19 protein-coding genes are annotated in these 23,829 nt (G+C 73.2%); 7 read left to right on the top strand and 12 right to left on the bottom strand.

Annotated features, from left to right (window positions below; all coding sequences use genetic code 11):
* Window positions 1–4: 4 nt before the first annotated feature.
* Window positions 5–5,878, bottom strand: a complete 5,874-nt coding sequence (locus ACTWPP_RS16970) for a TIR domain-containing protein (RefSeq protein WP_443105227.1) — start codon at window positions 5,876–5,878, stop codon at window positions 5–7.
* Window positions 5,879–5,936: 58 nt separating this feature from the next.
* Between ACTWPP_RS16970 and ACTWPP_RS16965 the strand changes: the two genes are divergently transcribed.
* Window positions 5,937–7,169: an SLC13 family permease gene (locus ACTWPP_RS16965; protein ID WP_443105226.1), complete on the top strand. Its 1,233-nt coding sequence runs from the start codon at window positions 5,937–5,939 to the stop codon at window positions 7,167–7,169.
* A 3-nt stretch (window positions 7,170–7,172) separates the two neighbouring features.
* Here ACTWPP_RS16965 and ACTWPP_RS16960 read toward each other — a convergent pair whose 3' ends face one another.
* From ACTWPP_RS16960 to ACTWPP_RS16950, 3 genes are read right to left on the bottom strand one after another with little or no spacing between them, the layout of a single operon-like run.
* Window positions 7,173–8,057, bottom strand: coding sequence for an inositol monophosphatase family protein (locus ACTWPP_RS16960; RefSeq protein WP_443105225.1), 885 nt, complete (start codon window positions 8,055–8,057; stop codon window positions 7,173–7,175).
* A gap of 31 nt (window positions 8,058–8,088) precedes the next feature.
* A complete protein-coding gene (locus tag ACTWPP_RS16955) occupies window positions 8,089–8,850 on the bottom strand; it encodes a hypothetical protein (protein WP_443105224.1) in 762 nt (253 codons plus the stop codon).
* A gap of 22 nt (window positions 8,851–8,872) precedes the next feature.
* Window positions 8,873–9,886, bottom strand: coding sequence for a hypothetical protein (locus ACTWPP_RS16950; RefSeq protein ID WP_443105223.1), 1,014 nt, complete (start codon window positions 9,884–9,886; stop codon window positions 8,873–8,875).
* Between the two features lie 223 nt (window positions 9,887–10,109).
* Between ACTWPP_RS16950 and ACTWPP_RS16945 the strand changes: the two genes are divergently transcribed.
* Window positions 10,110–11,261, top strand: a complete 1,152-nt coding sequence (locus ACTWPP_RS16945) for a sensor histidine kinase (RefSeq protein WP_443105222.1) — start codon at window positions 10,110–10,112, stop codon at window positions 11,259–11,261.
* A 93-nt stretch (window positions 11,262–11,354) separates the two neighbouring features.
* Window positions 11,355–13,472: an excinuclease ABC subunit UvrB gene (uvrB, locus tag ACTWPP_RS16940; RefSeq protein WP_443105221.1), complete on the top strand. Its 2,118-nt coding sequence runs from the start codon at window positions 11,355–11,357 to the stop codon at window positions 13,470–13,472.
* Here the strand turns inward: uvrB and ACTWPP_RS16935 are convergent.
* The 6 genes from ACTWPP_RS16935 to ACTWPP_RS16910 are packed head-to-tail and all read right to left on the bottom strand — an operon-like array spanning window position 13,465 to window position 18,892.
* The gene (locus tag ACTWPP_RS16935; RefSeq protein ID WP_443105220.1) at window positions 13,465–14,301 is read right to left on the bottom strand and encodes a GNAT family N-acetyltransferase; all 837 of its coding nucleotides are present in this window, start codon (window positions 14,299–14,301) and stop codon (window positions 13,465–13,467) included. The genes uvrB and ACTWPP_RS16935 overlap by 8 nt on opposite strands.
* Before the next feature lie 59 nt (window positions 14,302–14,360).
* Window positions 14,361–16,205, bottom strand: coding sequence for an ABC transporter ATP-binding protein (locus tag ACTWPP_RS16930; RefSeq protein WP_443105219.1), 1,845 nt, complete (start codon window positions 16,203–16,205; stop codon window positions 14,361–14,363).
* Window positions 16,195–16,635, bottom strand: a complete 441-nt coding sequence (locus ACTWPP_RS16925; protein ID WP_443105218.1) for a lasso peptide biosynthesis B2 protein — start codon at window positions 16,633–16,635, stop codon at window positions 16,195–16,197. The genes ACTWPP_RS16930 and ACTWPP_RS16925 overlap by 11 nt, the downstream gene beginning before the upstream one ends.
* Window positions 16,632–16,889 carry a lasso peptide biosynthesis PqqD family chaperone gene (locus ACTWPP_RS16920; protein WP_443105217.1) on the bottom strand — a complete coding sequence of 86 codons (258 nt, stop codon included), beginning with the start codon at window positions 16,887–16,889 and terminating at the stop codon, window positions 16,632–16,634. Before ACTWPP_RS16920 ends, ACTWPP_RS16925 begins: the two co-directional genes overlap by 4 nt.
* Window positions 16,886–18,763: a lasso peptide isopeptide bond-forming cyclase gene (locus ACTWPP_RS16915; protein ID WP_443105216.1), complete on the bottom strand. Its 1,878-nt coding sequence runs from the start codon at window positions 18,761–18,763 to the stop codon at window positions 16,886–16,888. Before ACTWPP_RS16915 ends, ACTWPP_RS16920 begins: the two co-directional genes overlap by 4 nt.
* Before the next feature lie 21 nt (window positions 18,764–18,784).
* Window positions 18,785–18,892, bottom strand: a complete 108-nt coding sequence (locus ACTWPP_RS16910; RefSeq protein WP_443105215.1) for a keywimysin-related RiPP — start codon at window positions 18,890–18,892, stop codon at window positions 18,785–18,787.
* Window positions 18,893–19,385: 493 nt separating this feature from the next.
* Between ACTWPP_RS16910 and ACTWPP_RS16905 the strand changes: the two genes are divergently transcribed.
* Both ACTWPP_RS16905 and ACTWPP_RS16900 read left to right on the top strand, forming a co-directional pair.
* Window positions 19,386–19,913 carry a GNAT family N-acetyltransferase gene (locus ACTWPP_RS16905; RefSeq protein ID WP_443105214.1) on the top strand — a complete coding sequence of 176 codons (528 nt, stop codon included), beginning with the start codon at window positions 19,386–19,388 and terminating at the stop codon, window positions 19,911–19,913.
* A 56-nt stretch (window positions 19,914–19,969) separates the two neighbouring features.
* On the top strand, window positions 19,970–21,004 hold the full coding sequence (locus ACTWPP_RS16900; protein ID WP_443105213.1) for an SGNH/GDSL hydrolase family protein: 1,035 nt from the start codon (window positions 19,970–19,972) through the stop codon (window positions 21,002–21,004).
* Here the strand turns inward: ACTWPP_RS16900 and ACTWPP_RS16895 are convergent.
* Entirely contained in the window at window positions 21,001–21,573 is a 573-nt protein-coding gene (locus ACTWPP_RS16895) for a TetR/AcrR family transcriptional regulator (RefSeq protein WP_443105212.1), read from the bottom strand. The two genes, ACTWPP_RS16900 and ACTWPP_RS16895, sit on opposite strands and share 4 nt — an antisense overlap.
* Before the next feature lie 72 nt (window positions 21,574–21,645).
* On the opposite strand from ACTWPP_RS16895, the gene ACTWPP_RS16890 reads away from it, so the two are divergent.
* Together ACTWPP_RS16890 and ACTWPP_RS16885 are read left to right on the top strand one after the other, a co-directional pair.
* Entirely contained in the window at window positions 21,646–22,221 is a 576-nt protein-coding gene (locus ACTWPP_RS16890) for a dihydrofolate reductase family protein (RefSeq protein ID WP_443105211.1), read from the top strand.
* Between the two features lie 104 nt (window positions 22,222–22,325).
* Window positions 22,326–23,309: a CapA family protein gene (locus ACTWPP_RS16885; RefSeq protein ID WP_443105210.1), complete on the top strand. Its 984-nt coding sequence runs from the start codon at window positions 22,326–22,328 to the stop codon at window positions 23,307–23,309.
* A gap of 14 nt (window positions 23,310–23,323) precedes the next feature.
* Here the strand turns inward: ACTWPP_RS16885 and ACTWPP_RS16880 are convergent, their stop codons facing one another.
* Entirely contained in the window at window positions 23,324–23,746 is a 423-nt protein-coding gene (locus ACTWPP_RS16880; protein ID WP_443105209.1) for an SgcJ/EcaC family oxidoreductase, read from the bottom strand.
* Between the last annotated feature and the right edge of the window lie 83 nt (window positions 23,747–23,829).

Raw genomic sequence — 23,829 nt, 5'->3', positions numbered from 1 at the left:
GGAGTCAGAACGGGGCGTCGAGGGGGAGGCGGTGGACGCCGGGAAGGTAGGCGTCCAGTTCGCCGGGCTCGAAGCGGCACATGCCGACGGCGTACCAGAACTCGGCGGTGGCGTCGCCCTCCCACTTGTAGCGGCCGTCGGGGGCCAGCGCGGCCCAGCCTTCGGAGAGGCCGAGAAGGGTCGCGCGGTGCGTGGGGGCGGCGTCGCCCGTGACGTCCCAGAGCATGATGGCGCCGTCGTCGCCCGCGGTGGCGAGCAGGGAGCCGTCCGGGCTGAACGCGGCCGACCAGACGCGGCGGGTGTGGCCGGTGAGGGTGTGCCGGAGCCGTCCCGTGGAGGGGTCCCAGAGGTGGACGACCATGTCGTCGCCTGCGCTGGCGAGAAGCGTGCCCGACGGGTGGAACGCGGCCGTCCACAGGCGGCCGGTGTGACCGGTCAGAGTGTGCAGTGCTTCGCCGGTGGACGGGTCCCAGAGGCGGACGGTGCCGTCGTTGCTCGCGCTGGCGAGGGTCTCCCCGGACGGTGAGAACGTCACCCGGTAGACGCGGTCGGTGTGGCCGTCCAGCGTGGCGGTGAGCTCACCGGTGCGGGGGCGCCACAGGCGGACGCGACCGTCGTCGCAGCCGGTGGCGACCAGGGCGCCGCCGCCGGCGGAGGCGGGCTGGAAGTCGATGGAGCGGACGCGGCCCCGGTGGTCGGCGAGGTTGACGATCTCGCGGCCGGTCGTCCAGTACCAGAGGCGGACCGTGTCGTCGTCGTTGGCGGTGGCCAGGACGTCGCCGGCGGGCGCGAACGCGTGCGCCCAGACGTGGTCGGTCTCCACGTTCAGCTCGCGTTCGAAGGTGCCGGTCCCGGCCTGCCACAGGTGGACGCCGCCGTCGTTGGTGGCGGTGGCGAGCTGCGAGTCGCGGGTGTTGAACGCGGCGGAGGTGAGGTTGTCGGCGACGCCGCGCAGTTCGCGGATCATCCGGCCGGTGCGGGGGTCCCAGAGCCGGACGAGGCCGTCGTTGCCGCTGCCGGCGAGCACGCCGCCGTCCGGGCTGAAGGTGACGCCGGTGACGCGGCGGCCGTGGCCGCGCAGCACGACGCGGCACTGCCCGGTCTCGGCGTCCCACAGCCGGGCCGTCCCGTCGTTGCTGCTGGTGGCGAGCTGGGCGCCGTCGGGGCGGAACGCGAACGGCCACACGGCGCCGCGGTGCCCGGCCAGTTCGAGGCGCTGCCGGCCCGTCCTCGGGTCCCACAGGCGGACGGACCCGGCGCTGTCGGCGGTGGCGAGGCGGCCGCCGTCGGGGCTGAACGCCGCCTGGTAGATGCCGCCCTCGTGGCCGGACAGGGTGGCGCGGTGGCGGCCGTCCTCCCAAAGCCGGACGGACGCGTCGGTGTCGCCGGTGACGAGGAGGTTCCCGTCCGGGTGGAACGCGATGGCGTAGACGCGGCCGGTGTGGCCCAGGAGTTCCTGCCGGATCTCGCCGGTGCGGATGTCCCAGAGCCGGACGACGCCCGCCTCGTCCCCGGCCGCCAGGATGGAGCCGTCCGGGTGGAACACGGACCGGAACACGGCGCCGCGATGGCCGGTCAGCTCCCGCAGCAGAGCACCGTCGGCGAGGTCCCAGACGCGCAGGGTGCCGCCGGCGTCGCCGGTGACCATGAGCGAGCCCACCGGGTCGAACACGGCCGTGTAGACGGGCGCGGTGTGCCCGTGCAGTTCGCGCAGCAGGGCGCCGGTCGCGGCGTCCCAGACGCGGATGGTCCCGTCGGCGGCGCCCGCCGCGACGAGGTCGGTCCGCGATGGGGAGCGGCCGCCGACGACGACCGGCCACACGCCCTCCGGGTGGACGGTGAAGGTGTGGGCGCTGTGCCCGGTGGCGAGGTCCCACAGCCGGACGGTGCCGTCCGCGGACCCGCTGGCCAGCAGGTTCCCGCCGGAGTCGAACGTCACCGCGTAGGCGCGGTCGGTGTGGCCCTGGAGGGTGCGCAGGAGGGTTCCGGTGACGGCGTCGCAGACGAGGACGCCGCCGTCCTCGCCGCCCACGGCCAGGACGGAGCCGCCCGGGCTGTAGGCGAGCGGCTGAGGGAGGCGGCTGGTCTGGAAGTGGAAGCCGTACGGGACGCCGACGCCGGCCGGGGCGACCTGGATGTCGATGGGGCGGCCGGGCACGATGGCCGCCTCCCGCAGTTCCGGTGCGTTCGCGACGCGGTCGGGGAGCGTGGCGTCGACGAGGGCTGCGCGGGTCCAGCGTCCGCCTTCGACGGCGACGTCGCGCAGGTCGGCGCGGGCCAGGCGGGCGCGTGACAGGTCGGCGCCGCGCAGGTCGGCCCCGGTCAGCCTGGCCTCGTCGAGCCGGGCCCCGGCCAGTGACGCGTCGCGCAGGACGGCGCGGGACAGGTTGGCGCCGACGAGCTGCGCGTCGGTGAGGTCGGCGCCGGTCAGGTCGACCTCCTGCAGGTCGCGGTAGGACAGGTCCTCGCCCTGGAGGCGTGCGCCGCGCAGGTCGGTGCGCGCCGGGGTGCGCAGCCGCGTCGTGATGCGGATCGCGTTGGCGCGGGCGATGTCGTCGGCGGCGGGGTCGGCGAGCACCCCGGCCGCCCACTCCTGGCAGGCGCGGGTGTCGGCGAGGTCGCAGAGGAAGTCGACGATGAGCTGGGTCAGCGCGCGTGCGCCCAGCGCGGCCGGTGCCGCCCCGCTGGCGAACTCGTCCGCGATGTGCCGTGCGACGAGCCACTCCATCACGGATGTGTGGATGAACCCGAACAGGCCCTCCGGGGTGCGGACGAGGAGGCTCCCGGCGCCCACGGCGTGCGTCACCTGGTGCGGCGACATGCGGCCGCCCGCGAGGCCGGTGAGGGTGTCGGCGACGTCGGCGAGCTCGGCGAGGCGGAGGAACTGCTCGTTGCCCTCCCACAGCCGCAGGGCGAGCGTGCCGACGGCCCGCCACATGTCGTCGGCCTTCAGCCCGGACGGCCCGCCCGACCCGCCGACCCGGTCGGCCTCGTACGCCAGCCACGACGACAGGATCTCGTGGTACAGGTCGGCGGGGCTGACGGCCCGGCGGGCCTGCGCGACGGCGCGGAGCCGCTCCTCGGGCAGGTCGGCGATGAACGACAGCATCCGCGGGTTGGACGTCAGCGCCAGCAGCTCCTCGATGCCCGCCAGCAGGCTGAGCCGCGCCTCCGCGGCGCCCTCGTCGCCGTACCGGTTGACGAGGTACGAGCGGACCTGCGGGGCCGTGAAGTCCTCCAGCCCGAGGACGCGCCGGTGCGGCAGCACGCCGACCTTCTCGCCGAGGGCGGTCAGCACCTGCGCCTGCGACTTGAAGTGCTGCGTGCGGCTCGCCACCACGATCTTGGCCTTGTCCTGGGCGGCCTGGAGCAGCGTGTCGAGGTGGTCGGCGGCCTGGTCGTAGGTCATCCGCGTCACCAGCTCGTCGAACCCGTCGAAGAGCAGGACGATGCGTCCCTGGCGGAGCATGTAGTGGAACGCCTTGAGGTCGATCAGCTCCTCGCCGTGGTTGGCCAGGTGCGCGGCGACCAGGCCGTCCACCGAGTGCGCCTTGTCGAGGGCCCGCAGCTCGATGAGGATCGGGATGACGTGCGGCAGCTCCTCGGGGATGCGGCGGGCCAGCTCGCGCAGCGCGAACGTCTTGCCGCGGCCGAAGTCGCCGAGCAGCAGCAGGAACCGGCCGTGGTCGGCCGCCAGCAGCCGCAGCATCTCGCCGACCACGTCGTCGTGGACGTCGGTGGCGGGGCGGCCCCCTTCACCGTTCTGCGATCCCGGCGGCGCGCCGGTGCTGAAACGGTCGAGTTCGCGGTAGCGCTGCGGGACGTACAGGGACGGCGGGTACAGGCCGCCGGCGGAGAGCCGTCCCGTCTGCGCCGTCACGTATTCGGAGAGGTCGACGAGCCCCTGGAACTCGGTGAGGCTCCGGACGCGGATCCCGCGCCGCAGCGCGTCGTCGCGCAGGGACCGGGCCGGCGCGGGCCCCATGTACACCAGCTCGGACCCGTGGTCGGTGCCGTCGGCGTGCACATGCCGGACGAACGCGTCCACGTCCGCCTCGGTCACCTGGCCGACGTGCGCGCCGATGCGGTACTGCCGGACGAACCCGTCCTCCAGGTGGGTGAGGAGCAGGTGCGGCGGATCCGACCGGCCGTCCTCACGCGGCGGCGGGACGATGCGCCGGATCGTCGCGCGTTCGAACCGCGTCTCGCACGCCTCCGTCAGCCGGTCGAGCAGCCGCGCCGCGGGGTCGGGGACCGGGTCGGCGGCACCGGCCGCGCCCGGCCCGAGTTCGGGGACGGGCGGGGCAGGCGGCGTCTCGGCGCGCGGCGGAGGGAACGTTCCGGTGACGTCCGTCCAGGACCGTTCGAGACGTTCCGGGCCGCGCCGTTCGGCGTCCTCGGGGATCCACCGCTCCAGGCCGTCCCGTTCCACGACCACGATCTGGTGGCGGCCGGGCCCGAGCGCCGGGACGGACGGGACGCCGCCGCCCAGCAGGGGAATCGCGCCGTACTCCGACTCCGCCCCCTGGAAGAACAGGTTGACGTGGCCGCCGAGGAGCATCTCGACGGTCTCGGGGTCGCGCAGCGCGCCGGGCTCCCCGGTGATCGGCGTGTGCTCGACCGCGGCCAGGCGGAGCCAGCCGTCGTCCTCGAAGTGCCGCAGCCGCTCGTTGAACCACGCGGCCTGTGCCCGGCCGACCCGCCCGTACCGGTCCTCTTCGCGGTGGGTCTGCGGCAGCGTCGAGTTGAGGCCGGCGACCGCGACCCGCAGGTCGGGGACGGGGAACAGCGTCCACGGCTGGGCGCTGTCGAAGATGAGCGCGTCGATGCCCTGGTAGAACTCCTTGAACAGCCCCGCGTAGTGCCGCCATTTCGGCCAGTACGGCGGCTGCGGCTCGATGTCGTCGGCCTCGCAGCTGGAGAAGTACGCCTGGCAGGCCGCGCGGGTGACGTCGTGGCTGCCGGGGACGACCACGACGCGCTGCGCCTCCAGGCCGAGCAGGGCCCGCAGGCTCGTCAGGAACGACAGCGCCTCGGCGAACTCCTTGCGGCTGCCCGAGTGGGTGATGTTGCCGGTGACGACCAGCAGGTCGGGGCGCGGCACACCGGAGTCGGCCAGCCGCGTCACGTCGCTCCAGATGCGGTCCTGCAGCTCGGTGGCGGTGGTGGGCTCGCCGGGGTCGGCGAGCGTCCGGCCGAACCGGGGGCCGGCGACGTGCAGGACGCTCAGCCGCTCGCGCGGCCCGTCGCCGCCGCCACCGGCGGGGAACGCCGGCGCCGCCACGGGCGCGCGCCGCGCGGGCCGCTCCCCGGCCGGATCCGGCCGCTCGCCGTCAGCGTCCTCCAGACGGCCGGGGAGGGGCGGCCGGTCACCGGGGCCGCCGGGGACGCCCCGGCCCGTTCCGGGGAAACCGGGGCCGTCCTGGGGGCGCGCGTGGCCGGCGAGGGCCTCGCCGATGCGCCTCATGAGCAGCCCGCGCGCCTCGTCCGGGTCGTCGACCCCCACCAGGTCCACATAGGTGATCGTGGACAGCAGCCCGTCGATCGGGCAGTCCTCGATGCGGACCGTGACCAGCTTGCGGGCCGGGTCGTCCGGGTCGGCCCGCAGCGCCGCCATCCACTCCATCCGCCCGTACCGGGAACGCAGGTAGTTGCGCGACAGCACCGCGACGACGGCCCTGGCCTCCGACAGGCCGCGGTCCATGAAGTCGATGAAGTTGGTGCCGGGCACGAAGTCCCACGCCTGCATCATCGTCCGGTGCCCCGAGGCCTCCAGCTGCCAGGCGATCCAGGACGCCCACCGCTCGTCCGCGGGGGAGTAGCTGATGAAGAAGTCGGTCGGACGCTCCTGCCTGGGGGGCTCGCCGGGGGTGGTCATGCCGCCAGTATCGCGCGGCGGGGCGACGAAAACAGCGCCCCGCGCCACCTATGGGATCATGTCGCGCGTGTCACCCCGGACCGAGATCCTGCGCCGCGCGGCCGGCCGGCTGGGCGTTCTGGACTGGGTCCGTATCGGGGTGCTCGTCCTCGGCCTCGTGTTCGTCGCGACCGGTGTGCTGCCCGCCGGCACGGCGCGCTCCAGCGTCGAGCGGATCGCGCCCCTGCTGCTCTTCCTGTTCAGCGTGATCATCCTGGCGGAGCTCACCAAGGAGGCCGGGGTCTTCGACGCGATCGCGCAGCGGATGGCGCGGGCGGGACGCGGGAACTACGTCGCGCTGTTCCTGCTGTGCGTGGCGTTCGCCTCGGTCACCACCATCTTCCTCAACCTCGACACGACCGCGGTGCTGCTGACTCCCGTCATGCTGGCGCTGGCGGCGCGCGCGCGGATCGCGACCCTCCCGCTGGCCATGACGACGGTGTGGCTGGCCAACACCGCCAGCCTTCTGCTGCCGGTGTCGAACCTGACGAACCTGCTCGCCGCCGACCGCGTCGCGCTGGGGACCCGCGCGTTCGCCGCCCGCATGTGGGCGCCGCAGCTCGCGGCACTCGCGGTCACGATGGCGCTGCTGTGGGTGTTCTACTGGCGGCGGCGGATGCGCGGCGCCGACGCCTACGACCCGCCCACCCCCGCACCGGTCCGGGACCGGGTGCTGTTCTCCGCGACCGGGCTCGCCTGCCTGATGTTCATCGGCGCGATCCTCGCCGGCGTGCACACCGGGATCCAGCTCGGCATCGCCGCGACCGCCGCCGCCGCCGTGGCCGTGGCCGCGTTCGCCGTCCGCGACAGGTCGGCGCTGCGTCCCACGCTCATCCCGTGGCAGCTCATGGTGTTCGTCACCGGCCTGTTCCTGGTCGTGCCCGCGCTGGAGCGTTTCGGGCTGGACGATGCGATGCGCGCCGTGATCGGCGGGGACGACGGCGTCGCGGGTGCGTTCCGGGCCGCGTTCGCCGGTGCGGGGCTGTCGAACCTCCTCAACAACCTCCCCGCGTACGTGGCGGGGGAGTCGGCCGTGCCCGCGTCGAACAGGGACCAGCTTCTGTCACTGCTCATCGGGACGAACGTGGGGCCGGTCATCACGCCGTGGGGGTCGCTCGCCACGCTCCTGTGGTTCGAGTGGTGCCGCCGGTGGGACGTCCGGGTGCCCATGCGCAAGTTCGTCCTGACGGGGACCGTACTGGCCGTGGCGGGCTGTGCGGCCACCATCCCGGCGCTGCTGCTGACCGGCTGAAGCTCACCGCGTGAGACGGACGCGGCCGTCCCGGTTGGTGATCCTCGCCGTGGTCTCCAGGAGGCGGTCGAGCAGTTCCGGCCGCGCCGCCACGAAACCGAGCTCTGACGCCGGACGGTCGATGCCCAGCGAGTACGGCCGCCCGTCGAGGCGGCGCAGCTCCGCTCCCGCCTCCGCGGCCAGCAGCGCCCCGGCGGGCAGATCCACGATCTCGGGCAGGTAGCCCACGATTCCGTCGATGTCGCCGCGCGCCAGCATCGCCCACGCCACCAGCGGCGCCCAGAGCTGCAGCATCCGCGCGCACCGCCCCTCCAGGGCCGAACGCAGCCCGAACGCCACGGGATCGTCCGACGTGACCCGGTGGCCCTGCGTCCACGCCAAGACCGGGTTCTTCTCCCGTCCCGGCCGCGGGCGATCGGCCAGCGTCACCGGCTCGCCGTCCGGCCCCAGGGCGCCCCTCCCGCGCACCGCCGACCACGTCCGTCCCGCCACCGGGTCGTGGACGACGCCCAGAACGGGCTCCGCCCCCGCGCACAATGCCAGGCCCACCGCGTAGACCGGCATGCCGATCGCCACGTTGTTGGTGCCGTCCAGGGGATCGACGAGCCAGAGCATCTGCTCACCGGGCGCGCCTTCGAGGACCCCCGACTCCTCGGCGATGATGCGATGCCCCGGATACGCGGCCCGGAGCCGACCGACGATCAGTTCCTCGGCGGCCGTGTCCAGCTCGGTCACCACGTCCCCGCCCGAACCCTTCGGCCGGACGTCCAGGGGCCCGCCCACCCCGGCCGACAGCAGCGCCCCCGCCGCCACGGCCGCGTCCACCGCCACGCGGCGGGCCTCGGAGAGATCGACCGGAAGGGCCGGTGACGGGGTCGTGGATCTCATCGGGGCCTCTCCAGTCGGGTCCGGCGCCGGGCTAACGGCGCGCCGAGCGGCGGTGCCGCGCGTGCGGATCGGGGGAAGGGCGCTCACCGGGAGGGGAGGCGGCCGGAGCGGGGGACCGATGCGCGGCCGCGATCCTGCGGGCCGAACGCCGCAGGGCGCGAACGGCGTCGGCATGGCCGGAGCGTGAACGGTGCACCAGGTGAGTGGGGATGTCCAGAGGACCGAGCGACAGGTCGCCGCCACCGGGTGTCCGGCGCCCCAGCGCGACCGTCGCCGCGTCCCTGCCGTCCTCGATGAGCGTGGTGTGGAACACGCCCGCCGGCAGCGTGTAGGACTCGCCGGTCCGGTGCGCGCTGGAACGGCCGGGAGAGCAGCGGACGGTGCGCCCGGTCGCCCTCAGCTCGTCCACGCCGTCCGCGCTGACGACCTCGAAAACCTGCCGCGTCTCCTCCGCGGGCTCCCGGCCGGACGTCTCGCCCGGCGCGTCGTCTATCTCCATGCGCACGTTCCGCACCGTCCCGTACAGGACGAAGCTCAGCAGATCCCAGCTGTGGCAGTGCACCGGGGACGTGGTGGACGGGGCCGGGCGCACCTCCGGCGTCCAGATGTGCAGGCACACGCCGAAGTCGCCGCTGCGCTCCACGGGGAGGCACACGAAGCCCAGCGGATGGCGCACGGCCGGGACGGGCGAACGGCCCGCCGCGACGTCGTCCAGGACGCGGCCGGCCCACGCCGGCAACGTCCGCGCCGCCGTACCGGCCCGGATCTCCTCGCGGATCTCCTCGTACCTCACTCCGGCGGCCCCATCACTCGCGTCATTCGTAGGGATCCTTGGCCCGCAGCGCCTTACGGATGATCTCGATGACGTCACGGTCGGTGCAGCCCTGCGGAAGATCGATCCCGATCACCTCGAAGAGCTTGCGGGCCTCCTCGACGGTCGGCTCGTCGTCCAGCGGCGCCAGCCGCGCCTGCTCGACGGGCACGCGGCGCGCCTGGTCGAGGCTGGTCTGCAGCTCCGCGCTCACCCAGCTGTAGTAGAACTTGTTGCTGTCCACGACCAGCGCCTCGCCGCGCGGGTCGTCGCGGGTCACGACCACCCGCGACGCCGCCAGGTCGTAGCGCAGCGTCGTCATCGTCCGCGCCAGGCCGATGTCGATGTCGAGCATCGCGAACCGCTGCTTGTGCCAGCACGCCGCGAGGATCGTGGCGTAGGCCTCCTTGCGGGTGCGGTCCAGCGTCCACGGCTCGCCCGTCGCGTCCGGGCCGTCCGACACCGAACGGCGGTGACGCGCGTACGCCTCGCAGACCTCCACGTCGGTGGGGTCGAGGATCTCCAGGCGGAACAGCAGGGTCCGGCGCTCCCTGCGGGCCGCCGCCACGCACTCGGGCAGCGTCCGCGCGCGGATGTAGGTGCCCGTCCCGCCTTTGAAGAACCACCGGTCCGTGTCGCGGCGCGCCTCTTCGAGGACCTGCGCCACCTGCGTGCCGCTGATGACGCGGACGACCGTGGTCTCGTCCAGGGCGCGTTTGGTGTCGGACAGGACGTTCTCGAACCCCTCGATGTGGGACAGCCTGCCGCTCAGGTCGTCCAGGGTGGTCGAGGACGCGCGCAGCGTGTCCCGGACCTCCGCCTCGACCGGGATGCGGCGGCTGCGGTCCCGCAGCACCGACGTGGCCAGCAGGCCGATGACCGCCAGGATCGCGCTGTTGGTGATCTCCGCCTCGTTCGGCAGCTTCACCCCGACGCCGATCACCGCGACGGTGACCGCGAGCACGAGCGCGATCACGGCGTCGGCGTTCTTCCCGAGCCAGTTGGCGAAGCGGGTCATGTTCTGCGGTTACCCCGTCCTAGGTCGGCGCCGAAGGCGCTGCGGGGGCGCGGAGGGCCGTCCCCCTCGGGCAGCACGGTCGGCGCCGTCATCGTAACCACAGCACCCGGAGGGCGGGAAAGGCCCGTGGGAAGGGCGATTCGCGTTCCTCCGGGGGATGGCCGCCCTCACCTTCCCCACCTGGACGACCTTCGCTGCCCGTGGCTCGCTATAGGCTCGTCGCATGCGCGCGCGGGGCTGGTGGTCGGCGGCGTGGCCGACTCGGAGGTCACGCGCGCTCGACGTGTCCCTCGCCGTGGCGCTGGCCGCCGGCGACGGCGTGTTCCTGTGGTTCGCCGAGCAGGAGTTCTGGCTGCCGCCGCCGGTCGTGTCGGTCTGCAGCGTCATCCTCGGCCTGGCGACGGTCGTGCGGCGGATCCACCCCGTCGGCCTGGGGCTGTTCGCGGTCGTCTTCGGCGGAATCACCGGCGCGGGCGTGTTCTCCGCGCTCGTGATCCTGTACTCGCTCGCGGCCTACACCGCGTCCCGGCGGACGGTGCTGAGCATCGCCGTGTTCGGCTACGTCTTCTCGCTCGCCCTCCCCTCCCCGACGGCGAGCAACGAGGCGTTCATCGCGCAGGCCATCTTCGGTGTCGCGTTCATCGCCGTCCCCGTCCTGCTCGGCCTGTACATGGGTGCGCGCAAGCAACTCCTTGTATCGCTCCAAGAACGCGCCGCACGCCTCGAACGAGAACAGCACCTCCTCGCAGAGCGCGCGCGGGGAGAGGAACGGACCCGCATCGCCCGGGAAATGCACGACGTGGTCGCCAACAGGATCAGCGTCATGGTCGTGCACGCGGGGGCGCTCAAGGCGACCGCCGTCCGCGACCCCGTGCGGGCCGCCGAGACCGCCACCGTCATCGGGGACATGGGGCGCCAGGCCCTGGAGGAGCTCCGCCACGTCATCGGCGTCCTCAGGCAGGGAGAGGAGACCCTGCCCCGCGAGGCCGTGACGCTCGCCCACGTGCGCGAACTCGTCGGGCAGTCCGGCGCCGCCGGCCTCCGCGTCGACCTGTCGATACGCGGCGACGAGCACCCCATGCCCGCCGCCGTCGGACGGACGGTCTACCGCCTCGTCCAGGAGGCGCTGACCAACGTCCACAAGCACGCGGGCGCCGCCGACACCCGCGTCGAACTCGGCCTCATGCCCGGCGCCGTCGAGGTGGAGATCGCCAACGACCCGCCCACGGCACGCCCCGACCACCGGCTGCCGAGCGGCGGGAACGGCCTGGTCGGACTCCGCGAGCGCGTCACCGCCCTCGGCGGCACCTTCGAGGCCGGCCCCCGCCACGGCGGCTACGCCGTCCGCGCCAAGATCCCCCTGCCGGCGCCCTGACCTGGCGGGATACCGATTGTCCCACCCGCTGAATACAGTGGTGGGGCAGGGGAGAGCGCCGGACCGGATCCGGACCAACGGGAAGAGGCGACGATGCGGCCGATCACCGATCTGCGGCGCCGCGTGGCGCCGTTCGAGGTCGTCACGGAGATGACGCCGTCGGGCGACCAGCCCACGGCGATCGCCGACCTCGCCGCCCGCATCGAGGGCGGCGACAAGGACTCGGTGCTGCTCGGCGCCACCGGCACCGGCAAGACCGCCACGATCGCGTGGCTGGTGGAGAAGGTGCAGCGGCCCCTCCTGGTCATGCAGCCGAACAAGACCCTCGCCGCCCAGTTCGCCAACGAGCTGCGCGAGATGATGCCGCACAACGCCGTCGAGTACTTCGTCTCCTACTACGACTACTACCAGCCCGAGGCGTACATCCCGCAGACCGACACCTACATCGAGAAGGACTCCTCGATCAACGACGAGGTCGACCGGCTGCGGCACTCGGCGACCAACTCGCTGCTCACCCGCCGCGACACCGTCGTCGTCGCGTCCGTCTCCTGCATCTACGGCCTCGGCACCCCGCAGGAGTACGTCGACCGCATGGTCCGCCTCAACGTCGGACAGGAGATCGACCGCGACGACCTGCTCCGGCAGCTCGTCGGCATGCAGTACAGCCGCAACGACCTCGCGTTCACCCGCGGCACGTTCCGGGTCCGCGGCGACACCATCGAGATCATCCCGCAGTACGAGGAACTCGCCGTCCGCATCGAGATGTTCGGCGACGAGATCGAGAAGCTCGCCACCCTGCACCCCCTCACCGGCGAGCTGATCACCGAGGACGACGAGCTGTACGTCTTCCCCGCCTCCCACTACGTCGCCGGCCCCGAGCGGATGGAGCGCGCCATCCGCGACATCGAGGCCGAACTGGAGGAGGCCCTCGCCGTCATGGAACGGCAGGGCAAGATGCTGGAGGCGCAGCGCCTGCGCATGCGCACCGCCTACGACATCGAGATGATGCGGCAGGTCGGCACCTGCTCCGGCATCGAGAACTACTCCCGCCACATCGACGGCCGCGGCCCCGGCACCGCCCCCAACACCCTCCTCGACTACTTCCCGGAGGACTTCCTCCTCGTCATCGACGAGTCCCACCAGACCGTCCCGCAGATCGGCGCGATGTACGAGGGCGACGCGTCCCGCAAGCGGATGCTGGTCGAGCACGGCTTCCGGCTGCCGTCCGCCATGGACAACCGGCCCCTCAAGTGGGAGGAGTTCCTCGACCGCATCGGCCAGACCGTCTACCTGTCCGCCACGCCCGGCGCCTACGAGATGAACCGTGTCAAGGGCGACGTCGTCGAGCAGGTGATCCGCCCGACGGGCCTCATCGACCCCGAGATCGTCGTGAAGCCGACCAAGGGGCAGATCGACGACCTCATCCACGAGATCCGCGAGCGCACCGAGCGCGACGAACGCGTCCTCGTCACCACCCTCACCAAGAAGATGTCCGAGGACCTCACCGACTACCTCCTCGAACTCGGCATCCAGGTCCGCTACCTGCACAGCGAGGTCGACACCCTGCGCCGCATCGAGCTGCTCCGCGAGCTGCGCGCCGGCGAGTTCGACGTCCTGGTCGGCATCAACCTGCTCCGCGAGGGCCTCGACCTGCCCGAGGTCTCCCTCGTCGCGATCCTGGACGCCGACAAGGAGGGCTTCCTGCGCTCCGAGACGTCCCTCATCCAGACGATCGGCCGCGCGGCCCGCAACGTCTCCGGCCAGGTCCACATGTACGCCGACACCGTGACCCCGTCGATGGAACGCGCGATCGAGGAGACCAACCGCCGCCGCGCCAAGCAGCAGGCCTACAACGACGAGCACGGCATCGAGCCGCAGGCCCTCCGCAAGCGCATCGCCGACATCCTCGACTCCCTCGTCCGCGAGGACGCCGACACCGAGACCCTCATCGGCGGCGCCGGCCGCCAGCAGAGCCGCGGCAAGGCCCCCGTCCCCGGTCTCGCGTCCCGCACCAGGGAGGTGGGGCGGCACGCCGCCGACCTCGTCGGCGAGCGCCCCCGCGAGGAGATGGAGGCCCTCATCGAGCAGATGACGGCGCAGATGCACCAGGCCGCCGCCGACCTCCAGTTCGAACTCGCCGCCCGCCTCCGCGACGAGATCAAGGAGCTCAAGCGCGAACTCCGCGACATGAAGGAGGCGGGGGTCAGGTGAAGGCGAGCATGACCCGGTCCTCCACCGGCCGGTAGCCGAGCCGCCGGTACACGCCGTTGCTCGTCGGGTTGGCGAGATCGGTGAACAGCACGACGTCGGCGGCGCCCGCGTCCAGTGCCGCACGGGTGGCGTCCGCGGTGACCGCCGCCCCGTACCCGCGGCGGCGGTGCCCGGCCGGGGTGTACACGGCCGAGACCCGCGACATCCCGGCGACGACGGGAGATCTCCAGGCCATCGCCACCGGCCGCCCGCCGGCCTCCCACAGCGCGATGGCGCCCTGCCGGATCCTGGCGTCGACCATCGCCGTGTTCACCGCACCGTGCTCGCCGACGTCCCGGGAGAACGCCGCGGACCACTCCAGCATCAGCCCGCGGTCGCCGCCGCCCGCGACGCGCCCCGAGCCCTCCGGCGGAGGATCGGGGGCGTCCAGCTCGTCCAGCCGGTAGAGCCGCTGCCTCATCGCCACCCGGCTCGACGTCCTCGCCCGGCGCCGCCACGCCGCCGCGAAACCCTCCGCGGCGGCCCGCGAACCGTTGACCCCCGGCACCGCCGCTCCCTGGCCGGCCAGGACGTCCGCGAGCCCCGCCGCCGCCGGCTCCGGCATGGCGCTGAGCAGCGGCGGATACGAACCGGTCCACACGAACGTCCCCTCGACGGCCCCGCCCGCCGCCCACCAGCCGAACAGCGCGTCCGTGTAGAGGCCGGGCCCCTGCACCCGCATGTCCTCGGTCACGGTGAGCGCCACGGTGTTCGGGACGGGATCGTCCCGCAGAAACCCGCCCGCCCGCGCGAGGAACTCTTCAAGATCGTCAGTCAGCGTCCATCCCATACCAGAACCTGACCACGGCCCGATCCCCGCCCGCATCTCCTTTTGGCGGGGCGCGCTCGTCAGCGCCGCGCGGCGGGCTCATCGCCGGGCTCGCCGCCGAGGGCGAGGGATGTGGCGAGGAAGCGGTAGTACTCGCTGGTTTCCATGAGGTCCTCGTGGGTGCCGCGGGCGACGATCCTGCCCTCGTCCAGGACGACGACGTGTGCGGCGGCGCGGACGGTGCTGAACCGGTGCGCGATCACCAGGAGCGCGCACCGGCCGGCGGCCTCGTCGAGGGTGCGGCGCAGCGCGAGTTCGCTCTCCAGGTCCAGGTGCGAGGTGGGCTCGTCCAGCAGCAGCAGATCCGGCCGGGCGACGAGGGCGCGGGCGACCGCCAGGCGCTGGCGCTCACCGCCCGACAGTTCCCGGCCGTGCTCGCCCACGCGGGCGTCCAGGCCGCACGGGAGCCGCGAGACCAGCCCGGCCAGGTTCGTCGCGGCGACCACCGCGCGGATCTCGTCGTCGGCGGCGTGCGGGGCCGCGTAGACGAGGTTGTCGCGGAGGGTCCCGTCCAGGACCGGGCAGTCCTGCTCGACCAGGCCGATCCTCGCGCGGTGGCCGGACCGGCTCAGCGCCCCTGCGGGGACGCCGCCGACCAGCACCTCCCCGCGGTCGGGATCGTAGAACCGCTCGGCCAGCGCGAAGATCGTCGACTTGCCGGCGCCGGAGCGGCCGATGAGGGCCACCTGGCCGCGCCGCGGAACCTCGAACGAGACTCCCCGCAGCACCGGCCGCGACGGCCGGTAGCCGAACCACACGTCGCGGAACTCCAGGGCGGGGGGACGGCGGTCGCGCGGTGGCGCCGCGTTCGCGGCGGCGGGAACGTCGCTCTCCCGCGGCAGGGCGAGGGTCTCCGCGATCCGGTGCACGGCGCCGCCGCCCTGCTGGACGACGCTGAGCGATTCGAACAGCGAGCCCAGCGGCCCCGTCAGGTACAGCATGTAGAGCAGGAAGGCGACGAGATCGGCGACGGAGCCCGTCCCGCCGGCGACGCGTGCCCCGCCGACCAGCAGCACCAGGAGGAACGTGCCCGTCACCGCCAGCTCCGTGGCGGGCGCGACGAGCGCGTCGAACCCGGCCATCCGCACGTTGGCGGCCCGTGCCGCCGCGGCCCGGCCGCCGATGCGTGCGCTCTCCCGCGCCTCGGCCCGTGCGGCCTTCACGGTCCGGATCGCGCTGAGCGCCCGCTCCAGGTCGGCGGCCATCTCGCCGGTCGCCCGCCGCCCGCGCAGCGACGCGGCCCGCATGCCGCGCAGCGCCGGCCCGAGGACGGCGGCGGCCGCCGCGACGACGCCCGCGACGCACGCGAACAGCACCCAGTCCAGCCACAGCATCAGCACGACCGCGGCGGCCAGGCCGACGGTCCCGGTCACCGCGTCGGTGAGGCCGCCGGCGATGACCTGCCGCAGCGCGAAGGTGTCCGCGTCGGTCCGGGAGATCAGGTCGCCGACCCGGTGCCGGTCGTAGGCGGGCATGCGCAGCCGCAGCAGATGGTCGATCATGTTCAGCCGGACGCCGAGCACGATGCCCTCGCCGGCGCGCGCGAGCTGGAAGCGGACCAGCGCCTGTGCCGCCGCGTGGACGGCGAACAGCGCGGCCAGCGCCGCCGCGCCGCGCCACGGCGTCCGGCCCGATCCCGCGGTCTCGATCACGTCCCGGGCGACGAGCGGCTGAGCGAGCCCCAGCGCCGTCGCCGCGAGGGTCAGCGCCACCGCTCCGGTGACCGGCCCGCGGTGCCCGGCGGCCAGCCGCAGCAGGCCGCGCAGCCCCGTCGCCCTTCCCTCGGGCGTCCGGGCCGGGTCGTCCGGGACGTGTGGCGCGTCCCGGACCGCCGGGCCGCCGGGTGGGTCCTTATCAGCGCCCACGGTCCGCCTCACCGCGCGGCGGGACCGTGATCAGGGGGGTGAGGTAGCCGTCCGGCACGTCCTCCTCGACGGGGCGGCCCTCCGCCTCCACCCACGCGTGCGCGCCGAACGGCGGCATCACCCGGGCGCCGGCGCACCAGGTCGGCCATTCACCCCGCATCCGGCACAGCAGGACGGTCGCCAGCGACCGGGGCAGGCAGCCGCGCGGCCCGAGGCAGGTGAGGCTGACGGCGAGCACCGCCTCGCGCGCCGCCCGCGCACGGTCGTAGGTGGCCGGCCGGGCGCCCCTGCTGAGCACCCCGAGGACCGGCCGGAGCCTCGCGGGCGGCAGGAAGGTGAGGAGCCTGGCCAGCGACACGGCGAGCCGGGCCGCCGCCCGCCGCGCCGGCGGCACCCCGGACGGGCGGTGCAGCGCGCTCGGGACCGTCACGGCGTCACCAGCCGGGCGGCGCGGAGCTGGTCCACCAGGGCGGTCACGTCCAGCATGGCCTGCGCCGGGTCGACGTCGAACTCCTCGGCGAGGGCCGCGGCCGCCCGTGCCGCGCCGGCGCCGTCCCCCAGCAGGGCGACCACCCGGGCCGCGGTCGGGTTGAGCTGCCAGTAGTCTCCGGTGCGCTCGTCGAGCAGCACCGTCCCGTACGCGGTGTCCGCGGTGGACACGCCGGGACGCAGTCGCAGATTCATCCGGTCTCCTCTTCCGTGCACGGGCTCGACCCCGGGACCCGCGCGCCGGCCGCCGCCGTCCGCGGGCCGTCCAGGGTGCGCAGCCAGACCTCGCAGGCGATGGTCGAGTACAGGATCGCCTCGCGCAGCGCGGGAGTGGCGGGGCGGGCGGCGAGCGACCGGAGCCGCGCCGCGTCGACCAGCCCGAGCCGGGCCAGCCGGGAGTCGTCCCACAGCGTCATCAGGTCGGCGCTGTTCGCGCGCAGGCCATCGGCCGCGTCCATCGACGCCTCCGCCTTGTTCGACCGCGCCAGGCACACGTCCGGGACGATGCCGCGCATGGCCGCGACCAGCAGCGGCTTGTACCGCCAGGGGGTGACCCGCTCCTCCGGCCGCACGGCGAGGCACGTCTCGATCACCCGGTCGTCGAGGAAGGGGGAGGCCATCGGCAGCCCGGCGTGGGCGCTCATCTGCTCCCATTGGCGGATGATGCGGGCGCACACCCGGATGGCGTGCAGGTCCGCGTGCCGTCCCCGGTCGGGCGACAGCGGCTCGGCCGTGCGGGCGGCCTCCCGCAGCACCTCCGCCGCCGCGTGCTCCGCGTCCGGCGTCACCCAGCCGAACAGCCGAGGGGCCCCGTCCCAGCCGAGCGCGCCGGCGACGGGCGGCTGCGGAGGTCGGCGGAGGTCGGCGGCCGTGTCCGCCAGCCACCTGCGGTACGGGCGCCCGTCCGCCAGGGCCTGCGCCATCGGGCCGAGCGGCCACTGGAACAGCGCCCGGAAGCCGCGCAGCCGCTGCAGCGCCAGCAGGGGCCGCCGCCGCAGCAACCCGTGGTAGTGGGCCTCCGAGCACCAGGCGACGTGGTCGCCGCCGATGCCGGTCATGTGCAGGCGGCTCCCCTTCGCGAGCAGCCCCGGGACGTGGGCGAGGGCCCGCGCGCGGTCCATCATGCCGATGCTGGGCTCGTCCAGGGGGTCGTCGATGTCGAGGAGCCCGTCGTAGACGAGCGGGGACTTGTCGGCCTGCCACACCACGTGCTCGACCCCGGGCAGATGGCCGGCCGCCTGACGCGCCCAGGCCAGATCCTCGTCGAGGGGGTCGCGGCCCGGCCAGGTGCTCGCGATGACCCCGGCCTCGCCTCCGGCGGCGAGGAAGCACACCGAGGTCGAGTCCAGGCCGCCGGACAGGTCGCAGCTCACGACGCCGCCGCCCGCGGTGCGCGCCTCGACGGCCTCGGCGAGCACGGTCCGGAGCGCGGCCGCGCCCGAGGCCAGCGACCGTTCCGTCTCCGGCGGCGTCCACCAGCGGCGCACCCGGGTACGGCCGTCCGGTTCCACGGTGAGCTGGGCGCCGGGTTCCAGCGCGTCCAGCCCCCGCCACAGGGGCGAGTGCGGCAGCGGGTGCGGGACGGGCCACAGCAGCCGCGCCGCGAGTTGCCGCTCGTCCAGCTCGGTGCCGGTCAGGGCGGCGAGCACGTCGGCGCGGTCGGCCGCCACGGTGACCCCGCCGACGCGGGCGTGGAACACCAGCCGCAGCCCGGCCGCGTCGCCCTGGACGCGCGACCGGCCGTCCAGCGACGCCACCAGGTGGAAGCTTCCGGGCAGCTCGCGGGCCGTCCGGTCGAGCGAGGCGAGGCCGGTCAGGCGCCCCGCCTCCCGGTCCAGCCGGGCGGGGTCGGCGGGGCGGGTGCCGATGACGGCCAGCCGGGTGGCGCCCGCCTCGGCCACGGCGATCTCGGTGTCCGCCCAGTTCCCGATCAGCCACGGCCGGCCGGAGGCGTACCGGAGCGTGCGGGTGTGGGGGAGGCCCGAGGCCACGGCGAGGGCGGCCTCGTGGTCCGGCAGGACCACGAAGTACGCCTCGCCGTGACCCGGCATGCCACTGTGCTCAGGCATGGGCATGTGCGGTGAGCGCCGTCAGTTCTTGCTGAAGATCAGGCGGTCGTTGCCGTGCTTCATGAGCAGGCCGGTCACCTCGCGGAAGGAGCCGGCCGCCACGAGGACGGGCGTTTCGTACTTCTTCATCTTCTCTCCTTGTCTTGCCGTGACTTTTCCGGGGAGCTCCCATATTCGCCGCACCATTGGCGAACGAGCGAAGCATGCCACGCGGAGTGGGTGAACACCATCCGTGCAAGCCTGTGACCTTGGCAAACGTCCTCCGGGCCCGTGCGGACGACAAACCGGAAGGAATCCGGATAAGGTAGGTTGTTTTGATCGCTATGGGGGCGTCCAATAAGGTGTAGCGGCTACCTGTGAGGCCATTCTTCTCTGGCTGTCCCGTACATCAGACTTCTACTGCGCGCCAGTATGCTGGCATAGAAATTTCCATTATCGGTTCGGGGTGGGAAGGGGCCAATCCAGTGGATGCGGCAGAGGGGTCGCGCCGCCGCCCGGCACCGCCGTCGGACGCGGCCCGTAAAATCGGCTGCCGGGTGGGCGGTCGCCGGGCGCGCCCGCCGCGTCGGGCAGACCGGCGCCGGGCCGGAGAGCGATTCGAGACCGCGGGACGGAGTATCGGGTGAGTACGGAAGTTCGCCTCGCGCGGCCGGAGGACCTGGCAGGGCTGGCCGCGATCGAGAACTCGGGCGACGCGATGTTCGCGGAGATCGGGATCGTGTTCCCTCCCGGTCCGACCGTGGTCGAGCAGATGATGGGCAAGGACGCGGAGATCGTCGTGGCCGGTGATCCGCCGGTGGGCTTCGCGGCGGTCGAGGACGTCGACGGCGCGGCGCACCTGGAGCAGATTTCGGTGCGCGGCGACCTGACGGGCCGGGGGATCGGTGCCCGGCTGCTGGACGCGGTGATGGCGCGGGCCGCCGTGGCGGGGTCGCCCGGGGTCAGCCTGCTGACGTTCCGGGACGTCCCGTGGAACGGGCCCTGGTACGCCAGGCACGGCTTCGCGGAGCTGCCCGAGGACCGGTGGGGGCCCGGGATCAGGTCGTACTGGAATGCCGAGATCGCGGCGGGGCTGCACAGGTTGGGGCCGCGGCTGGTCATGTGGGCGCCGGCCGGCGGGCCGAAGCCCAGTTGTGAATCTACAACGTAAAGGCGGGAACCCGCGACGCCCCGTGGACGTCTGCCCCATGGACGTGAAGGAGGACGATGATCAGCCCGGTGGCCTGGGTCCGGAACCGTTTCGGCGAACGCGGCCTCGCCGTCGCCGTCCTGGTGGCGCTGCTGGCACTGGCCGTCGTCCCGCTGGTGGCGCTGCCGGCGGCGCGGTGCAAGGTCTTCGACAGCGGGTGCCGCGAGCACGGGCCCGACGTGCGCGCCGATCCGGTGGCCGCCGAGAAGGCGCCCACACCGCTCGAAGCGGCCACCTGGGGTTCGTACGTGGCGCTGGGCGACTCGTACTCGTCGGGCGTCGGCGCGGAGGCGACCGTCGCCGACCACAACCCTCTCGATCGGTGCCATCGGACGTCCAAGGCGTACTACCACGAGGTCTCGAAGGCCTTCCGGTTCGCGAAGGGCAGCGCGTTCTGGGCCTGCTCCGGCGCGACGACGGCCGATGTGCTGGACGGAAAGGGCGGGGAACCGCCGCAGATCGACCGAATCGGTCCCGGCACGAGCCTGATCACGCTGAGCATCGGCGGCAACGACGTCGGGTTCTCCCGCGTGCTCGCCGGATGCGTCGTCAAGCTGCCGTGGAGCAAGGACTGCACCCGGCAGGGCGACGACATCGCCGGGCGGATGGCGGAGCTGCGCACGAGCCTCCCCGCCCTGCTCGACAAGATCACGGCGAAGGCACCGCGCGCACGGGTGATCGTGATGGGGTACCCGAAGGCGTTCTCCGAGGTCAGCGGCGTGGACGGGGACAACATCACCGTGTCCGACCAGCGCTGGCTGAACGCGCGGGCCTACGACCTGGGCCGGCTGATCCGCCAGTCCGCCGTGGAGGCGGACGCGGAGATCGCCGCCCGGAACGGCCGGGGCAGCGTCGAGTTCGTCGACGCCTACAGCGCGTTCGCCGGTCACGAGGTGGGCAGCAAGGACCCGTACATGAACGGCCTGGTGCTGAACCTGTCGGCGCTCGAAGCCGAGCCGCGCAGCTACCACCCGACCGCCAACGGGCACCACGCGCTCGCGGGCCTGTTCATCGAACAGATCAAGAAAGGCCCGGGACGGCCGCTCTCCTAGCGCGGGACGGCGCGTTCGACCGCGATCGCCACGAGTTCCTGGACCTCGTCGTCGGAGAACACGCCCGGCAGGGTGAGGTGCTCCACGATCAGCCAGTTGAGCGCCAGGTAGAGGAGGCGGACGGAGGTGGCGTCGCCCGGGAGCCCGGTGTCCAGGTGGTGGGCGATGTTGGCCTCCACGTCCGCGCGCACCCGCTCGGTCAGGACGGCGCGCAGTTCGGGCCGCCTCGTCGCCTCCAGGCGTAGTTCCAGGAGCGCCAGGTAGCCGGTGCGGAAGTCGGCGATCCGGCCGACGGTGCCGCGCAGCAGCTCGGTGACCTTGGCCAGGTCGCGCGGGCCCTCGAACGTCCGGGCCAGGGTGGCCGCGTCCGGCTGGAGGCGTTCGTAGATCCGCCCGCCCGCCTGTGTGAGCAGGTCGTCCCGATTGGCGAAGTAGTTGGACGCGGTGCCGGCCGGCACGCCCGCCTCGGCGTCCACCGCCCGGAACGTCAGGCCGCGCGCCCCTTCCCTGGCCAGTACCTCGATCGCGGCGTCGACCAGCGCCGCTCTCCGCTCGATGTTCCGCCGCATGTTGACACCACTCCATTTGTAGTACTACGTTCAAACCACTTCAGCTAGAGTACTACGAACGGAGTTCTCGGTATGCGAAAGCTCGTCTACTACGTCGGCGTCAGCATCGACGGGTACATCGCCGGGCCCGGCGGCGAGTTCGACTTCTATCCGCTCGCCGACGACATGGCGGCGTGGATCAATGAGCGGTATCCGGAGACCGTCCCCACGCACATCCGTCCGCATGCCGGCCTGGAGGACGCGCCGAACAAGCGGTTCGACACGCTGATGATGGGGCTCGGTACGTATCAGCCCGCGCTCGACATCGATGTGGCCAGCCCGTTCGCGCACATGCGGCAGTACGTCGTGTCCACCACGCTGGACGACGTCGCCGATCCGGGCGTGGAGCTGGTCAGGGAACCGCTCGGCATCGCCCGCAAGCTCAAGGCCGAGGAAGGTGACAAGGACGTCTGGCTCTGCGGAGGCGGCAGGCTCGCCGCCGCCCTCCTGCCCGAGATCGACGAACTGATCGTCAAGAACTACCCGGTCGTGGCGGGCGCGGGGGTCTCCGCGTTCTCCGGCGGATTCCGTCCCACGCTGTTCACTCCCACCGAGCGGCGGTCCTTCAGCAACGGCGCGCAGGTCACCTGGTTCACCCGCACCCCGTGACGCGCGGCGAGGCGATCTGCCGCGCACGGAGTCCGGCGGCTCCGCCGTGACCGGCCCCGCCCCGGCGGGTAGGGCAGTAGAAGCCGCCTCGATTGGGGGAGCCGATGGCCGTCACAGTGGCGCTCGCCGGTGACACCATGCTGGGCCGCGGCGTGGCGGACGAGATCGCCGCTTCCGGCCCGCATGGCCTGTTCTCCGCAGGTGTGCGCGAAGTCTTCGCGGAAGCCGACCTCGCCCTGCTGAACCTGGAGTGCTGCGTGTCCGCCCGCGGCAGGCGGTGGGACGCGCCGGGCAAGCCCTTCCACTTCCGGGCGCCCCCGGATGCGGTCGGGGCTCTCACCGATCTCGGCGTGGACTGCGTGACGCTCGCCAACAACCACGCGCTCGACTACGGCCCGGACGCGCTGGAGGACACGCTCGAACACCTGGAGAGGGCGGGCATCCGGGTCGTCGGCGCGGGTGCGAGCCCCGAGGAGGCGCGGGAGAGCGTCGTCCTGGAAGCCGGTGGCGTCCGGGTCGCGGTCGTGGGGATCACCGACCATCCCGCCGACTTCGCCGTTGGGCCCGGCCGGCCGGGCGTCGCCCATGCCGAGCTGGAGAAAGGCGTCCCGGAGCATCTCCTGGAGCAGATCCGCCGCCTCCGGGCGAGCAGCGACGCGGTGCTCGTCCTGCCGCACTGGGGCCCGAACATGACGCAGGAGCCGCTGCCCTACGTCCGGCGGGCGGCCAGGGCGCTGGTGGACGCCGGCGCGACGCTCATCGCCGGCAGTTCGGCGCACGTCTTCCACGGAGTGGCCTGGCCCGTCATCTTCGACATGGGCGACTTCATCGACGATTACGTCGTCAGCGAGATGCTCCGCAACGACCTCGGGTTGCTGTTCCTGGTCACGCTCGACCGCGCGGGCCCGTCCCGCATCGAGGCCGTGCCGCTGCGGCTCGGCTTCAGCCACACCAGCCTCGCCGGTGACGCCGACCACCTGTGGATCGCCGAGCGTTTCACCAGGGCCTGCGCCGCCTTCGGGACGCGGGTGACCACCGACGAGGGCCGTCTCGTCATCGACGGGCCGCCGCGGGCGGGCGGGCCGTAGCGGGCTCCGGACGGTCAGGCCACGATCGGGGTGGTCTGCGCGGAGACGATGCGCCAGGTGCCGTGTTCCTTCGCCACGACGTAGGTGATCCATCCTGAGGACGCGGGCAGGGCCGTGTCGGGGGCGTCGCGCAGCGAGTCCTCCCGCTCGTCGAACACGCGCTTGACGGCGGCCACGATCGCCACGTCGGGCCGGACGAAGCGGATGTCCTCGATCTCGGCCGTTGAGGTCACTTTCGCCAGCGGCGACTCCAGGGCCGCCTTCGCGACCCGATGGAGGACGTCCCTGCCGCGGACGCGGCGTCCCACGAAGTTGACGATGCTGGTGTCGGCCGTGTGGAGGGAGACGAAGCGGTCGAGGTCGTTCTGATGCTCCTGGACATCGGCGACGAGCCGCCGGACGGCGGCGGTCTCCGCCTCCTGGTCGATGTTCGCCATGGTGATCGGCCCCTTCCCGGGTCCACGCGGATGCGTCCTTGTTCGGAGCGATTCGCTCCGTTTAAGGAACACTAACGCGGAGC

Origin of the sequence: Actinomadura sp. 3N407 (genome assembly GCF_052245875.1) — a bacterium.
Classification (GTDB): Bacteria; Actinomycetota; Actinomycetes; order Streptosporangiales; family Streptosporangiaceae; genus Spirillospora.
The sequence above is the reverse complement of the archived record's forward strand: the minus strand, read 5'-3'. Positions and strand labels throughout refer to the sequence as shown.